This window comes from Pseudomonas umsongensis (genome assembly GCF_012647205.1).
GTDB lineage: Bacteria > Pseudomonadota > Gammaproteobacteria > Pseudomonadales > Pseudomonadaceae > Aquipseudomonas > Aquipseudomonas umsongensis.
The window spans coordinates 543088-557563 of record NZ_CP051487.1 but is presented as its reverse complement, the minus strand read 5'-3'; the positions used below and the strand labels follow the sequence as shown (position 1 = coordinate 557563).

15 protein-coding genes are annotated in these 14476 nt (G+C 62.2%); 14 read left to right on the top strand and 1 reads right to left on the bottom strand.

The genetic code is table 11. The features are described from left to right. Nucleotides 1-97 precede the first annotated feature (97 nt). The gene (locus HGP31_RS02495; protein WP_020796193.1) at nt 98-868 is read right to left on the bottom strand and encodes a ParA family protein; all 771 of its coding nucleotides are present in this window, start codon (nt 866-868) and stop codon (nt 98-100) included. 355 nt (nt 869-1223) lie between these two features. Here HGP31_RS02495 and HGP31_RS02490 point away from each other — a divergent pair, with 355 nt between their 5' ends. Genes HGP31_RS02490 through HGP31_RS02425 form a run of 14 tightly spaced genes read left to right on the top strand, consistent with a single transcriptional unit; the run spans nt 1224 to nt 14468 of the window. Next, complete coding sequence (locus HGP31_RS02490) at nt 1224-1949, top strand: beta-ketoacyl synthase chain length factor (RefSeq protein WP_033045287.1); 726 nt, start codon at nt 1224-1226, stop codon at nt 1947-1949. Beyond that, on the top strand, nt 1925-2728 hold the full coding sequence (locus HGP31_RS02485; protein ID WP_168757113.1) for a lysophospholipid acyltransferase family protein: 804 nt from the start codon (nt 1925-1927) through the stop codon (nt 2726-2728). The genes HGP31_RS02490 and HGP31_RS02485 overlap by 25 nt, the downstream gene beginning before the upstream one ends. Further along, a complete protein-coding gene (locus HGP31_RS02480) occupies nt 2715-2975 on the top strand; it encodes a phosphopantetheine-binding protein (protein ID WP_020796190.1) in 261 nt (86 codons plus the stop codon). The genes HGP31_RS02485 and HGP31_RS02480 overlap by 14 nt, the downstream gene beginning before the upstream one ends. Before the next feature lie 9 nt (nt 2976-2984). Further along, nucleotides 2985-3239, top strand: a complete 255-nt coding sequence (locus tag HGP31_RS02475) for an acyl carrier protein (protein ID WP_020796189.1) — start codon at nt 2985-2987, stop codon at nt 3237-3239. Further along, nucleotides 3236-3781, top strand: coding sequence for a COG4648 family protein (locus HGP31_RS02470; RefSeq protein WP_168757112.1), 546 nt, complete (start codon nt 3236-3238; stop codon nt 3779-3781). The genes HGP31_RS02475 and HGP31_RS02470 overlap by 4 nt, the downstream gene beginning before the upstream one ends. Further along, a complete protein-coding gene (locus HGP31_RS02465; RefSeq protein ID WP_168757111.1) occupies nt 3778-5457 on the top strand; it encodes an acyl-CoA synthetase family protein in 1680 nt (559 codons plus the stop codon). The genes HGP31_RS02470 and HGP31_RS02465 overlap by 4 nt, the downstream gene beginning before the upstream one ends. Continuing rightward, nucleotides 5450-6184 carry a glycosyltransferase family 2 protein gene (locus HGP31_RS02460; protein ID WP_168757110.1) on the top strand — a complete coding sequence of 245 codons (735 nt, stop codon included), beginning with the start codon at nt 5450-5452 and terminating at the stop codon, nt 6182-6184. Before HGP31_RS02465 ends, HGP31_RS02460 begins: the two co-directional genes overlap by 8 nt. Further along, the gene (locus HGP31_RS02455) at nt 6181-7122 is read left to right on the top strand and encodes an LpxL/LpxP family acyltransferase (RefSeq protein WP_083350029.1); all 942 of its coding nucleotides are present in this window, start codon (nt 6181-6183) and stop codon (nt 7120-7122) included. Before HGP31_RS02460 ends, HGP31_RS02455 begins: the two co-directional genes overlap by 4 nt. Continuing rightward, entirely contained in the window at nt 7103-8647 is a 1545-nt protein-coding gene (locus HGP31_RS02450; RefSeq protein WP_020796184.1) for an HAL/PAL/TAL family ammonia-lyase, read from the top strand. Before HGP31_RS02455 ends, HGP31_RS02450 begins: the two co-directional genes overlap by 20 nt. Beyond that, the gene (locus HGP31_RS02445) at nt 8640-9065 is read left to right on the top strand and encodes an acyl-CoA thioesterase (protein WP_020796183.1); all 426 of its coding nucleotides are present in this window, start codon (nt 8640-8642) and stop codon (nt 9063-9065) included. Before HGP31_RS02450 ends, HGP31_RS02445 begins: the two co-directional genes overlap by 8 nt. After that, the gene (locus tag HGP31_RS02440; RefSeq protein ID WP_020796182.1) at nt 9062-9754 is read left to right on the top strand and encodes an outer membrane lipoprotein carrier protein LolA; all 693 of its coding nucleotides are present in this window, start codon (nt 9062-9064) and stop codon (nt 9752-9754) included. Before HGP31_RS02445 ends, HGP31_RS02440 begins: the two co-directional genes overlap by 4 nt. Further along, the gene (locus HGP31_RS02435; protein ID WP_033044225.1) at nt 9738-12077 is read left to right on the top strand and encodes an MMPL family transporter; all 2340 of its coding nucleotides are present in this window, start codon (nt 9738-9740) and stop codon (nt 12075-12077) included. Before HGP31_RS02440 ends, HGP31_RS02435 begins: the two co-directional genes overlap by 17 nt. Further along, entirely contained in the window at nt 12074-13234 is a 1161-nt protein-coding gene (locus tag HGP31_RS02430) for a cation:proton antiporter (protein ID WP_168757109.1), read from the top strand. The genes HGP31_RS02435 and HGP31_RS02430 overlap by 4 nt, the downstream gene beginning before the upstream one ends. After that, a complete protein-coding gene (locus tag HGP31_RS02425; RefSeq protein ID WP_151143865.1) occupies nt 13221-14468 on the top strand; it encodes an NAD(P)/FAD-dependent oxidoreductase in 1248 nt (415 codons plus the stop codon). The genes HGP31_RS02430 and HGP31_RS02425 overlap by 14 nt, the downstream gene beginning before the upstream one ends. Nucleotides 14469-14476: the final 8 nt, after the last annotated feature.

Sequence of the window (14476 nt, the reverse complement as noted above, 5' to 3'; positions counted from 1 at the left end):
TCGCGAAGAGGGATTCACATCCAACGTCTCTGTTGACTGAACTCCCGCCTTCGCGAGCAGGCTCGCTCCCACAGTGTTTTCGTTTTGCCCTTGGGAATCAGGTGTTTTCCAGCAAGTTATGCAACTCAACGAACTGCTGTGTCAGCTTGTGCCGCGGGTCCAGATGGATCAGCGGCATGTTGGCCTGATGGGATTCGCGCATGCGCACCGAACTGCCCAGGTACACCGGTAGCACCGGCAGACCTTCGGCGATCAACTCGTCGAGGATTTGCTGGGGCAGGCTCGCACGGGCCTGGAACTGGTTAACCACGATGCCTTCGACTTCCAGGCCTTCGTTGTGGTCGTCCTTCAGTTCTTCTATTTCTGCCAGCAAACCGTAAAGTGCTTGGCGGGAGAAGCTGTCGCAATCAAAGGGAATCAACACACGATCGGCGGCAATTAACGCAGAAACCGCATAAAAATTCAGGGCCGGCGGTGTATCCAGGTAGATCCGGTCGTAATCACCATCAAGCTCTTCGAGCAACTTTCGCAGCTTGTTGATCTTGTGCTTGGCCTCAAGCTTGGGCTGCAAGTCGGCCAGCTCGGCGGTGGCGGTGATGACGTGGAGGTTGTCGAACGGCGTTTCGTAGATATCGACCTGGTTCTTCTTGGCAAAAGGCCCGGAGGACAAGGTTTGCTTGAAGAAATCGGCGATACCCATCGGGATATCGTCACCGGTGAGTCCCGTCAGGTACTGAGTGGAGTTGGCTTGGGCATCGAGATCGACCAACAGGGTGCGATAGCCCTCGCTGGCGCTGACCGCCGCCAGATTGCAGGCAATACTGGATTTGCCCACGCCACCTTTCTGATTGAACACCACGCGCCGCATTGCAAAACCTCCGTGTACCAAAGAATGACCGAGTGTAGTGGTGCAGGGCATGGCTTCGCTAGCTCGCATGCGCATGGACTACATGGTCATCAGTGTTTTCTTACGGAAAAAGCCGCTGGGGGCACTATACGCCGAGACCTGAGCCGACAGACGGCCCGATGAAAATGTGAATAATTGCCAAACGTTCAGTTTTTGTGAACTGACCGGTACATCTCATCGAGCAAAACGTAACCAGTGTTTGCTACACGTTCGTCGCACCGGGATAATGCGCACCACTCGGCGCCAAGCGCCACGTAGGGTGTGCCGTGCCGTTGCGCCACTCACCGCGTCAGGAAGCCTGCAAGGGCGGGATTGAATGTCTGTGATTAATTTCAACATCGCCCAGTGGCGCGCTTGGGCCCCGGGGCTCGAAAGCGTGGATGACTGGCAGGCCTGGTGCCGGCAACCGTTGATGTTACCGGTCAGCGATGCCGCACCCGATGTCTCGTTCCTGCCGGCCATGCAACGCCGGCGGCTCAGCCGTCTGGCGCGAATGGCATTCAGTGTCGGCTGGCCATTGGCCGAAGGTCGCCAGGACCTGCCACTGGTCTTTGTTTCCCGTCACGGCGAAACCCCGCGCACCTTCGACATTCTCAGCGACCTGGCCGTCGAGCAACCGTTGTCGCCAACCCAGTTCAGCCTATCGGTGCATAACGCGATCATCGGCCTGTGGTCGATCATGCGCGGTGAAACCAGCGAAATGACTGCCTTGGCCGCCGCCGGCGACGGCCTTGAAAATGGCATGCTGGAGGCGGCGGCCCTGCTGGCTGAAGGCTCGCCCGCGGTTTTACTGGTGGTTACCGAAGAGCAACCGCCGCAGGCCTATTCGGCCTGGATCGACGACGTGCCCTTCCCTTATGCCGTCGGCCTGCTGATTACCCCGGGCAATGACTGGCAGCTGTCCCTGAACAGTGCCACGGATGCGTTGTCAAACGCTCGATGGCCGCACGCGTTGAATCTGTTGTGCACGCTGCTGGGTCCGCAAACCACCTGCCAACATGCCTGGAAAAATCGTGTATGGACTTGGCAACGCAAGCTGTGACTGAAAAAAACCGCGATGCCTATTACTGGCGCCTGCTGGCCACCGCCGCGAGCTTTGCCCTATTCGGGTTGGGCGGCCTGTGCCTACGCCTGGTGATTTTCCCGCTGCTGGCCTGCCTGCCAGGTGATGCCCATACCCACCGGATGCGGGCGCGCCAGACTGTCAGCCGCTGTTTCTGGCTGTTCGTGCGCTTCATGGCCCGCGCCGGCGTGCTGACCTACGAAATCGAGGGCGCGGAAAAACTCGGTCGGCCCGGCCAGATGATCGTTGCCAATCACCCATCGCTGATCGACGTGGTATTTCTGATCGGTTTGGTCCCACACGCCAACTGCGTGGTCAAGCAAAGCCTCTGGGATAACCCATTCACCCGCACGCCCCTGCGTCGCACCGAATACATCAGCAACGATGGCAGCATGGACATGCTCGATGCCGCCGCCGATGCGCTGAAACAAGGCCAGACCCTGATCATTTTTCCCGAAGGTACACGCACCCAGCCAGGCCAGGCGCCCGCCTTTCATCGGGGCGGCGCGGCAATTGCCGTGCGTGGTGCGAAAATCCTCAGCCCCGTGGTGATCCGGGTCAGCCCGACCACACTGACCAAGGCCGAACCCTGGTATCGGATCCCCAAGCGCCGCGTACACTTCAGTTTCCGTGTGGGGGACGATATAGACCCCCAGGCCTTCGCCGCGCTCGGCCCGCCCCCCCTGGCCTCGCGCAAGCTCAACGATTACTTGCATTCTTACTTTATCAAGGAGCTCGCCGAAGATGAGCAATCTTAACCGTGAAATAAAAGATCTGATCATTGAAGCCCTCGGCCTCGAAGACATCAGCGCCGACGACATCGACGATCAGCAGACCCTGTTCGGCGAAGGTTTGGGCCTGGACTCGGTGGACGCCCTGGAACTCGGCCTGGCCATCCAGAAAAAATACGGCATCAAGATCGATGCCGACGCCAAGGACACGCGCAATCACTTCAGTAACGTGGCGAGCCTCGCGGCCTTCGTCACTGCAAAACAGGCAGCTTGAGACCGGACCATGCAAACTCGTGACGACATTTTCAACACCCTGCGCGATGCCTTGGTCGAACTGTTCGAACTGGACCCGGACCGGGTGAGCCTCGAATCCAACCTGTACCAGGATCTGGAAATCGACAGCATCGATGCGGTCGACCTGATCGATCACATCAAGCGCCAGACCGGCAAGAAAATCGCGGCCGAAGAATTCAAGTCGGTGCGAACCGTCAGCGACGTGGTCGAGGCGGTCTACCGTCTGGTTCAACCGGCCGCATGAGTCGATTGATCGGCCTCGGCTTGCTGCTGGCGGGCCTGCTATACCCTTTTGCGGTGTATTTCGGCATGGAGCATTTCGCCCCGTGGCAGTTCGGGTTGCTGCTGGGCAGCCTGTGGCTGGCCCGCGCGCTGACCGGCAAGCGACGGCCAGGCAGTTCGTGGATGGCGGGCGTGGCTATCCTGTTCTGCCTGTTGCTGGCGTTGTTCGACAGCCCGGCACTGCTGCGCTGGTATCCGGTATTGATCAGCGCCTTCATGCTGGGGCTGTTCGGACTGAGCCTGAAGTACGGCCCACCGATGGTCGAACGCCTGGCCCGCCTGCGCGAAGCACATTTGCCGGCCAAGGCCATTCGCTATACCCGCCAGGTGACTATCGCCTGGTGTGTATTTTTCCTGTGCAACGGGATCTGCGCCGCAGCCCTGACACTGTGGGCGCCGCTGAGCTGGTGGATGCTGTACACCGGCCTGATCTCCTATGGATTGATAGGCCTGATGTTTGCCATTGAATGGCTAATACGCCAACGGGTAAGAGGCGGCGCATGAACTGGATAAAACTTGAGCATCTGTTGCTCAAGGCCGAGCCGGGGCGAGCCGTGACGGCCGACCCGCAGCTTGATCACGCACAATTGCGCGAGCAGGCCCTGCGCCTGGCCGCCGGCTTGCAAACCCGCGGTGTGCGGCGCATTGCCGTGCACCTCGAAGACGCCGCGGACCTGGCGATTGCCTTGTTGGGCGCCTGGCGCGCGGGGGTCAGCGTGTTGCTGCCGGCCGACTTGCAACCGCAAACCCGCCAGCGCTGGTCGGGTGAAGTCGATTTATGGCTCACCGATCAGCCCGACGACACACACCCGGGCGATTATCAGGATGCGCCCCTTGGCGCCGCTGCCCTCGATCTTGACGGCTGCTCGCTGAGCCTGTGCACTTCCGGCTCCAGCGGCGAACCCAAGCGCATCGAAAAAGCCCTGCGCCAGCTGGTCAATGAAGTCCAGGCCCTGGAACAGCTGTGGGGCGCCGACCTGGGCCCAGCCTGCATCATTGGCAGCGTCGCCACCCAGCACATCTATGGCTTGCTGTTCCGGGTATTGTGGCCACTGTGCGCGGGGCGCCCGTTCGTTCGCAGACAACTGGCCTTCCCCGAAGACCTGCAGCGTGCCAGTCTCGAACACCCGGCCTTCGCCTGGGTGGCCAGCCCGGCGCTGCTCAAGCGCATGGGCGACAACCTCGACTGGCCGGCGCTGAGCGCAGTACGTCGGGTATTTTCTTCCGGTGGTGCATTGCCCGCCGAGGCCGCGCAGCGTCTGCACGAACGCCTGCACCAATGGCCGACGGAAATATTCGGCAGTTCGGAAACCGGTGGCATCGCCTGGCGCCAGGGCCAGTCACTGTGGCAGCCCTTTGCTGGCGTCCAGTTGACCCAGGACAACGAGGGGGCTTTGCTCATCGCCTCGCCCTACTTGCCTGACGGCCATATCGAGCACACCGCCGATGCAGCGCGAATCGCGGCTGATGGCCGCTTCGAGTTGCTTGGACGACTGGACCGAATCGTCAAGCTGGAAGAGAAACGGATCTCGCTGCCGATGCTGGAGCAGGCACTGATGGCCCACGACTGGGTGGCCGAAGCGCGCCTGGGTGTCGTCCAGGAAAACCGCGCCTCGCTGGGCGCATTGTTGGTCCTGACTGACGCAGGCTTGCATGTGCTGCGCAATCAAGGCCGGCGCACACTCACCGAACAACTGCGCCAACACCTGAGCCTGCATTGTGAAACCCTGGCCTTGCCCAGACGCTGGCGCCTGTTGCAGCAACTGCCGCTGAACGCCCAGGGCAAACTGCCCCAGGCCGACGTCGAAGCCGTGCTGCTGGCACCGCGCCCCAAGGCTCCGCAGGTGCTGGAACAGGTGGAAGCCAATGGTGAGTGGAGCCTGCAGCTGGCCGTGCCGCCGGATCTTGCCTATTTCAGCGGGCACTTTCCCACAGCTCCCGTATTGCCCGGCGTGGTGCAGGTGGAGTGGGCGCTGCTTTTGGGCCAGCAACTGATGAACCTGCCGCAGAAATTCGCCGGCATGGAAGTGCTGAAATTCCAGCAATTGGTGCGTCCCGGCGACGAAGTCCAACTGCACCTGCGCTTCGACCCAGCCCGCGGCAAGCTGTATTTCGCCTATCGCAACGAAACCGCCACCTGTTCAAGTGGGCGGATTTTGCTGGAGCCGGCACATGCATAACCCCTGCGCCGTCGTCCCGGTCTACAACCACGAGACCGCCATCACCACCGTGGTCGATGCGCTGCTGGCCAACCACCTGCCGTGCATTCTGGTGGACGACGCCAGCAGCCCGCCCTGTGCCAGGGTGCTCGATCAACTGGCGCTGCGCGACAACGTGTATCTGATCCGCCTCGCCACCAACCAGGGCAAGGGCGGTGCGGTGATGACCGGTCTGCGGGAAGCCTCGCGCCTGGGCTTCAGCCACGCCTTGCAGGTGGACGCCGACGGCCAGCACGACCTGCAGGATGTGCAACGTTTTGTCGAACGCTCCCGCGCCCATCCCGACGCCGTGATCTGCGGCTATCCGCTGTATGACGACAGCGTGCCGAAGGGTCGTTTGTACGCCCGCTACCTGACCCATGTGATGGTGTGGATCAACACACTGTCGCTGCAGATTCGCGACTCCATGTGCGGCTATCGCCTCTATCCCTTGGCCCCGGTCCTGGCGTTGATCGAATCGGCAAAAATCGGCAAGCGTATGGACTTCGATTCGGACATCCTGGTGCGCCTGGCGTGGCGCGGGCAGCCGATGCAATGGCTGCAAACCAGAGTCCATTATCCGCTGGACGGTGTTTCGCATTTCCGCATGTTCCACGACAACGTACTGATTACCAGCATGCACACCCGGTTGTTTTTCGGCATGCTGCTGCGCTCGCCGCTGATCCTCTGGCGTCGGTGGCGCACATGAACGTCGACAAGCAACACTGGGCCGACCGCGAGGAGCGCGGCAGCTTCTGGCTGATGAAATTTACCGCGGTCGCCGCCAAGGTGCTTGGGCGTCGACTGCTGAGCCCGCTGCTGTACGGCATCGTGTTGTACTTTTTCCTGTTCGGCCGCAGTGCCCGTCAAAGCGCCTGGGAGTATCAGCAACGACTCGCCGACTGGAGCGGTCGCGACGAACTGCGCCCGAGTCATTGGCGTGTATTCAGCCAGTTCATGGCCTTCGCCGACTCCCTGCTCGACAAGCTCGACGTGTGGAACGGCAAGCTGGGCATCGAGCACATCGAAATCATCGACCCGGCATTGCTGCGCAACCAGTTACGCGGCACGCGCGGGCAAATGCTGGTGGGCGCCCACCTGGGCAACCTCGAAGTCTGCCGCGCACTGGCGGAAATCGGCGAGAAGGTCACCATGAACGTGCTGGTGCACACCAAGCACGCCGAGCGATTCAACCGCTTGCTGGGCGAAGCCGGGGCGACCAATCTGCGACTGATCCAGGTCAGTGAACTGGACCCAGTGATCATGCTGCAACTGCACGAACGCCTGGAACGCGGCGAATGGCTGGCGATTGCCGGCGATCGCGTGCCGCTGCACGGCGGGCGCAGCGTGACCGTGGACTTCCTCGGCCATCCGGCAAAGTTCCCGCAAGGACCGTGGCTGCTGGCGGGGCTGCTGAAATGCCCGGTCCACCTGCTGCTGTGCCTGAAAAAGGCCGATGGCCATTATCGACTCACCCTCGAACCCTTCGCTGACGCGATCACCTGGAAACGCAGCGACCGCGAACAGGTCATACATCAGTGGGCCACCCGCTATGCCGAGCGCCTGAGTCACTATTGCCTCCAGGCACCTCGACAATGGTTCAACTTTTACCCTTTCTGGAAGACCGATGACGACGCCAACGCTTGAGCCTGTAATCTTCGGCGAACGCCCTTTGCGCATCGACGATGTGCTGGCCCTGGCCAACCGCCAGGCGCCCACGCAGTTGCAGGGCGACCCGCAGTTCCGCCAGCGCATCGCCAAAGGCGCGCAGTTCCTCGACTCCCTGCTCGACAAGGAAGGCGTGATCTACGGCGTGACCACCGGCTACGGCGATTCCTGCGTGGTCGCCGTGCCGTTGCATCACGTCGAGGCGTTGCCGCGTCATCTGTACACCTTCCACGGCTGCGGCCTGGGCAAATTGCTGGACGCGCAAGCCACTCGCGCGGTACTGGCGGCACGCTTGCAGTCGCTCTGCCAGGGTGTCTCCGGGGTGCGCGTGGAGCTGCTGGAACGCCTGCAGGCATTCCTTGAACACGACATCCTGCCACTGATACCAGAAGAAGGATCGGTCGGCGCCAGCGGTGATCTGACGCCGCTGTCGTACGTTGCCGCCACGCTGTCCGGCGAGCGTGAAGTGATCTATCGCGGCGAGCGCCGGCAAGCCGCCGATGTTCACCGCGAACTCGGCTGGCAGCCACTGGTGCTGCGTCCCAAGGAAGCCCTGGCACTGATGAACGGTACCGCCGTGATGACCGGGCTCGCCTGCCTGGCCTACGCCCGCGCCGATTATCTGCTGCAACTGGCCACGCGCATCACCGCGCTGAACGTGGTGGCGCTGCAAGGCAACCCGGAACATTTCGACGAGCGCCTCTTCGCCGCCAAGCCACACCCTGGGCAGATGCAGGTCGCCGCCTGGTTGCGCAAGGACCTGGCCATCGACGCGCCGACCGCACCGCTGCATCGCCTGCAGGACCGCTATTCGCTGCGTTGCGCACCGCATGTCCTCGGTGTGCTGGCCGACAGCCTGAACTGGCTGCGCTCGTTCATTGAAATCGAACTCAACAGCGCCAACGACAACCCGATCATCGATGCCGAGGCCGAACGCGTGCTGCACGGTGGGCACTTCTACGGCGGGCACATCGCGTTCGCCATGGACAGCCTGAAAAACCTCGTGGCCAACGTCGCCGACCTGCTGGATCGACAACTCGCCCTGTTGGTGGATGAGCGCTACAACCACGGTTTGCCCAGCAACCTGTCCGGGGCCACGGCCGACCGCGCCATGCTCAACCACGGCTTCAAGGCCGTGCAGATCGGTGCCAGCGCCTGGACCGCCGAAGCGCTGAAAAACACCATGCCCGCCAGCGTATTCTCCCGTTCCACCGAGTGCCACAACCAGGACAAGGTGAGCATGGGCACCATCGCCGCCCGTGATGCGATCCGCGTGTTGGAGCTGACCGAACAGGTCGCCGCCGCCACCTTGCTGGCTGCCAACCAAGGCGTCTGGTTACGCGCCCAGGCCGAGGATGCGCGGCCACTGCCACCGGCTCTGGCGGCCATGCATGAAGCATTGGCCAAGGATTTCCCGCCGGTCATCGAAGACCGTGCGCTGGAGGGCGAACTGCGCCTGTGCCTGCAACGTATCGCCGCACAACACTGGAGGCTGCATGCGTAGCAAGGGAGTGCTCTACACCGATACGCAAATCCTCGTGCCGTTCTTCGACGTCGACAGGATGAACGTCGTCTGGCACGGCCATTACGTCAAATACCTGGAAATCGCCCGCTGCGCCTTGCTGGACAAGATCGGCCACAACTACACGGCAATGTCCGAATCGGGCTATGCGTGGCCGGTGATCGACCTGCAATTGCGCTACATACGCGGTGCCCAGTTCGGCCAGACGCTCAACGTGCGCGCCAATCTGGTGGAATGGGAGAACCGGTTGAAGATCAATTACCTGATCAGCGACCTGGAAACCGGCGAACGCCTGACCCGTGGTGTTTCCGTACAGGTCGCCGTCGACATGAGCAATCGCGAAATGCAATTGGCCTCGCCGAAGGTATTTACCGACGCCGTGGCGAGGGCCTTACCATGATTTCCGGCCCTGTAGGAGCGAGCCTGCTCGCGATGGTCGCTAACGATGACGCTGGGCGCCTGTCACCCCGCGGTGCCCTCAGGTTTTTCGCGAGCATGCTCGCTCCTACAGTGTTCTGGCTGTTACTGGGCATTCCTGGGCTGGCCAACGCCTTCGATCTACAGCAGCTCAGCGAGCAACTGGCCAGGCCCGATGTCATCCATGGCAACTTCATTCAGGAAAAACGCCTGCGCGCCCTGCCCCAGCCACTGACCAGCAAGGGCACTTTCGTCCTGGCGAAGAATCACGGGTTGTTGTGGCTGCTGAAAACGCCGTTGCAACAGGACTACCGCATCACCCCCACAGGCATTGCCCGGCGTGATGCCAGCGGCTGGCAGATGTTGCCGGGCAAGAGCGCCGGCGCTGAGCAGAACCGCTTGTTCCTGGCCGTCCTGCAAGGCGACAGCAGCGGACTGCAACGGGATTTCGAGCTGGCGCTCAGTGGCGATGCACAAAACTGGACACTGAAGTTGACGCCACGCTCGATGCTGCTCAAGCAGGTGTTCAACCAGATCAACATCACCGGCGGCGAACTGGTCCACAGCATCGAGCTGCTGGAAACCCAAGGTGACAGCACGCTGTTGCGCATGCAAGACAGCACCAGCGCGCAACCGTTAAGCGACACGGAGCAGCATGACTTTGCCGAGTGAACGCAGGCTACCCTGGCTGTTCCTGATCCTGCTGCTGGCAGTGCTGGCGCTTGCCGGCTGGCAATGGCGCGACGGCGCCCCGCTGTCGGCCAACCTGATGGAGCTGGTGCCCGGCACCGCGCCGGATGCGCTGGAACTGCGTGCCGAACAACGCATGCAGGAACCGCTGAATCGCGAAATGCTGGTGCTGGTTGGCCACACCGATCGCCAGCAAGCCATTGCCATGGCGCAAACACTGGGCGATCAGTGGCAAGCCAGCGGCCTGTTCGACAAGGTCCAATGGAACCTGCAAGCCGACTTGCCGGCCTTGCGCACGCAACTGCTGCAAGGCCGATTGGCCATGCTCGCGGCAGAAGATCGCGAGCAGTTGATCGAACACCCCGATGCTTTTATCCAGCAACGGGTGCAGGCGCTGTTTGACCCCTTCACCGGTTTCAGCCTGGTGCCGAGCCAGGATGACTGGCTGGGCCTGACCGGGCGCATCCAGAACAGCCAGCCACAGCACGGTGCCGTGCAACTGGACATTGGCAGTGGCGCCTTGATTGCCGAGCAAGATGGCAAGCACTGGGTGCTGCTGCGGGCGCGCGCCACCGGCAATGCTTTCGACATGAACCTGCCGCTGCAAGTGGCCGACCTGCTCCAGCACAGCCGTGAAGAGGCCGCCCGGGCCGATGTGCAACTGCTCGCCGCAAGTGGTTTGCTGTACGCGGCCAACGGCCAGCGCCAGGCTTCCCGTGAGATGACCTGGGTGGGGGGCGGTGCCACCGTCGGGATCCTGTTGTTGCTGTTGCTGGCTTTCCGCCGTTGGCGTGTCGTGCTGGCGTTTGTCCCGGTGCTGGTGGGCATGCTGTTCGGCGCGGTGGCCTGCGTGGCATTGTTCGGCCACATGCATGTGATGACGCTGGTGTTGGGTTCGAGCCTGATCGGTGTCGCCGTCGATTACCCGCTGCATTACCTGTCCAAGAGCTGGAGCCTGAAGCCCTGGCACAGTTGGCCGGCGCTACGCCTGACCTTGCCGGGCCTGACCCTGAGCCTGGTCACCAGCGCCATCGGCTACCTGGCCCTGGCCTGGACGCCCTTCCCGGCGCTGACCCAGATTGCCGTGTTCTCGGCGGCGGGACTGCTCGGTGCCTATTTGTCCGCGGTGTGCCTGCTGCCGGCGCTGCTCAAGGGTGCCGAGCTGCGCCCGGCGCAATGGCCGCTGCGCCTTAGCGAATTTTTACTGGGACGCCGCGAAGCGTTGCTCAGGCATTTGAGCACGCCGGTATTGCTGGCACTGCTGATCGCTTTTTGTGCCGGCGGCCTGGTGCAGCTCGAGACCCGCAACGACATCCGCCAATGGGTGGGCGCCCCGCAGCAGTTGACTGACGAAGCGCAGACCATTGCGCGAATCACGGGCTATCAACCCACCAGCCAGTTTTTCCTGGTGCAGGCGGCCGATCAACAGCAACTGCTCGAACGCCAGGGCGCCCTGAGTGAACGCCTGGATCAGTTGGTTGGCCTGCAGAAACTCCAGGGTTACCTGTCGCTCAACCAACTGGTCAGCCCGCCCAGCGAACAGCGCAAGGTGCGTGAGGCGTTGAGCAAATTGCCGGCGTTTTGGCAGCCGTTACTCGATATCGGCGTACCGGCACAGGCGCTGCAAGCAGAGTTGAGCCAATTGCAGGCCCTGCCCATCGAAGACATCGACAGCGCACTGGCCGGCCCCTTAGCCGAGCCTTATCGCCTGTTGTGGCTGGGGCCGACCGCTGACGGCGTGGCGGCGATGGTCAGCCTGCAGGGCCTGAACAATCCTGCCCTGTTGCGGGTACAGGCCGAAGATTTGCCGGGCGTGAAGCTGGTGGATCGACTGGGCGAGTTGAACAACGTGTTCGCCGCCACCCAGGTCAGTGCCGCAGAACTGAAACTCGCCTCCTGCGCGCTGATCGTCCTGGTGCTTGCCCTGCCGTTCGGTCTTGGCGGCGCGTTGCGCATTGTGTCCCTGCCATTGCTGGCGGCGTTGTGCAGCCTGGCCAGTCTCGGCTGGCTGGGACAGCCATTGACCCTCTTCAGCCTGTTCGGCCTGCTGCTGGTGACGGCGATCAGCGTCGACTACGCCATCCTCATGCGCGAACAGGTCGGCGGCGCCGCCGTGAGCCTGTTGGGCACTTTGCTGGCGGCACTGACCACCTGGCTGTCCTTCGGCCTGCTGGCAGTGTCGAGCACGCCAGCGGTGAGTAACTTCGGCCTGTCGGTAAGCCTGGGCCTGATCTTCAGCTTCCTGCTCGCGCCCTGGGCCGGTCGCCAGGTGCATGCCGCCAGTATCACGGAACCGACAACATGATGATCGCGCTGTTTTGGGCGATGGCCCTGGTACTGTTCGCCGTAGCGACCCGGGTCGGTCGCCATTTTGGCCTGATTCCAATCGTCAGCCAGTTGCTGCTGGCGACCCTCGGCTTGCCATTGCTGATGTACTTCTGGATCGAACCGCAATGGCAACTGAGCGGCGCGGCGCTGGTGTCACCGTCCTGGCTGAAGAACCTCTACAGCCTGAGTTTCCCGCTGCTGCTGGGCTACATCCTCAGCGACGTGATCGATCTGCAACTGGACCGCCAGAGCCTGAAAATCGCCCTGCCGAGTTTCTGCATTCCGTTTGCCTGCGGCCTCGCCACGGCCATCTGGCTGCTGCCACCGCAACCCTGGATCAGTTCGCTGGCGGTCGGCCTGCTGTTCGCCATTACCGCGATCCCGGTGTTGTACCTGTACCTGCGGCACATCGCTTACCCGCACGCCGCCACCCGGCGACTGGTGCAGACTGCGATTATCATCGACCTGACTTGCTGGACCCTGTTCGCTTTCGCCCAGGGCAGCCTGCACCTGAGCAGCCTGTTGCTACCCTTGGCCGGGGCCTGCCTGCCCGTGCTCCTGCGGCTGCTGGGCCTGCGTCAAACCTGGCTGTACAGCCTGGGCTTTTTCGCGTTACTGGTGGTCGCCGAGCACTACAAGCTCAATGCCCTCATTTTCGGCATCGGTTATGTACTGATCATGGCAGCACTCAAGGCACCGCTTGTCCTGCCGTTGCCGGCAATCTGGATGAGTCGCTTGCAGACGTACATCGCCATTCCACTGATACTCACCTTCGGTATCGTCCAGATCAACGTGCACAGCGCAATGGACAGCCTTGGCTGGGTGCAGCTGGCGGCCCTGCTGTTGTTGCCGATTGCCAGCAAGCTGCTGGGCAACTGGCTTGGCCTTGGCTGGGCCGGTGCCTCGTTCCAGGGCGCCAGCCGCTGGCGTGAAAGCATATTGCTGAATATTCGCGGCTTGAGCGAGATCGTCTTTCTCAACCTGCTGCTGCAACAACAGCTCATCAGCCCGGCGCTGTACTTTGCGTTGATGCTGATGGGCCTGGTCGCGACCCTGCTGCCGGCACTGGCCGGCATGCACCGTATCCCATTGATAGCTGCCGCCCCGGCAAGGAGCCCCCATGCCAATCGTTGAAATGCAACGTCGCCAGATCGTGGTCATCGGTGCAGGTCCGTCCGGCGCCATCGTCGCCGCGCTGCTCAAGCGCAAGGGACATGATGTACTGGTGATCGAGCGCCAGCATTTCCCGCGCTTTTCCATCGGCGAAAGCCTGCTGTCCCACTGCCTGGATTTCGTTGAAGAAGCAGGCATGCTCGACGCCGTCAATGCTGCGGGCTTCCAATTGAAAACCGGGGCCGCGTTTGCCTGGGGCGAGCGTTACAGCACGTTCGATTTCGGCGACACATTCACTCAGGGCAAGCCGACGACTTTTCAGGTGCAGCGCGCGGATTTCGACAAACTGCTGGCCGATCAGGCCGCACTGCAAGGCGTTGAAATCCGCTATGGCGAAACCATCGTCAGCGTCGATATCGACCAGGCCAAACCGCTGCTTGGCGTACGTCGCGAAGACGGCAGCGAGTACCACATCGAGGCTGACTTCATGCTCGACGCCAGCGGATACGGTCGCGTCCTCCCGCGCTTGCTCGACCTTGAAGCACCGTCGAATTTCCCGGTGCGCCAGGCGGTGTTCACCCATGTCGAAGACCGCATCGTCCACCCGAACTTCGATCGCACCAAGATCCTCATCACCACCCATCCTGTCCAGCGTGACATCTGGTTCTGGACCATTCCGTTCAGCGGCGGCCGCTGCTCGGTCGGCGTGGTGGCCGCCGCGGAACATTTCGAAGGTCGCAGCGATAACCTCGACGATTGCCTGCGCGGCTTCATTGCCGAGACGCCCAGCCTGGCCGGGGTACTGGACAACGCCGTATGGGACACGCCAGCACGCACCATCGGCGGTTACTCCGCCAACGTGAAAACCCTGCACGGGCCTGGTTTTGCGTTGCTGGGTAATGCGGCGGAATTCCTCGACCCGGTGTTTTCCTCTGGCGTGACCATCGCCATGCGCTCGGCGAGCATGGCCGCGGGGGTGCTGCACCGTCAGCTGCAAGGCGAGTCCGTGGACTGGCAGCGTGAATTCGCCGAACCGCTCAAGCGCGGGGTCGATACGTTCCGCTGCTACGTCGAGAGCTGGTACGCCGGGACTTTCCAGGACGTGATTTACTACCCGGATGGCAATGCGGAAATCCGCCGCATGATCAGCTCGATCCTCGCCGGCTATGCCTGGGACGAGCGCAATCCATTCGTCGCCGAACCGAAACGTCGCCTGCGGATGTTGTCAGAACTCTGTGCAAGGGATGCGACATGAGCGACTTG

Excerpts from the sequence above, each read along its gene's own strand:
- HGP31_RS02495 (WP_020796193.1), bottom strand. The coding sequence starts at position 868 with ATGCGGCGCGTGGTGTTCAATCAGAAAGGTGGCGTGGGCAAATCCAGT.
- HGP31_RS02490 (WP_033045287.1), top strand. The coding sequence starts at position 1,224 with ATGTCTGTGATTAATTTCAACATCGCCCAGTGGCGCGCTTGGGCCCCG.
- HGP31_RS02485 (WP_168757113.1), top strand. The coding sequence starts at position 1,925 with ATGGACTTGGCAACGCAAGCTGTGACTGAAAAAAACCGCGATGCCTAT.
- HGP31_RS02480 (WP_020796190.1), top strand. The coding sequence starts at position 2,715 with ATGAGCAATCTTAACCGTGAAATAAAAGATCTGATCATTGAAGCCCTC.
- HGP31_RS02475 (WP_020796189.1), top strand. The coding sequence starts at position 2,985 with ATGCAAACTCGTGACGACATTTTCAACACCCTGCGCGATGCCTTGGTC.
- HGP31_RS02470 (WP_168757112.1), top strand. The coding sequence starts at position 3,236 with ATGAGTCGATTGATCGGCCTCGGCTTGCTGCTGGCGGGCCTGCTATAC.
- HGP31_RS02465 (WP_168757111.1), top strand. The coding sequence starts at position 3,778 with ATGAACTGGATAAAACTTGAGCATCTGTTGCTCAAGGCCGAGCCGGGG.
- HGP31_RS02460 (WP_168757110.1), top strand. The coding sequence starts at position 5,450 with ATGCATAACCCCTGCGCCGTCGTCCCGGTCTACAACCACGAGACCGCC.
- HGP31_RS02455 (WP_083350029.1), top strand. The coding sequence starts at position 6,181 with ATGAACGTCGACAAGCAACACTGGGCCGACCGCGAGGAGCGCGGCAGC.
- HGP31_RS02450 (WP_020796184.1), top strand. The coding sequence starts at position 7,103 with ATGACGACGCCAACGCTTGAGCCTGTAATCTTCGGCGAACGCCCTTTG.
- HGP31_RS02445 (WP_020796183.1), top strand. The coding sequence starts at position 8,640 with ATGCGTAGCAAGGGAGTGCTCTACACCGATACGCAAATCCTCGTGCCG.
- HGP31_RS02440 (WP_020796182.1), top strand. The coding sequence starts at position 9,062 with ATGATTTCCGGCCCTGTAGGAGCGAGCCTGCTCGCGATGGTCGCTAAC.
- HGP31_RS02435 (WP_033044225.1), top strand. The coding sequence starts at position 9,738 with ATGACTTTGCCGAGTGAACGCAGGCTACCCTGGCTGTTCCTGATCCTG.
- HGP31_RS02430 (WP_168757109.1), top strand. The coding sequence starts at position 12,074 with ATGATGATCGCGCTGTTTTGGGCGATGGCCCTGGTACTGTTCGCCGTA.
- HGP31_RS02425 (WP_151143865.1), top strand. The coding sequence starts at position 13,221 with ATGCCAATCGTTGAAATGCAACGTCGCCAGATCGTGGTCATCGGTGCA.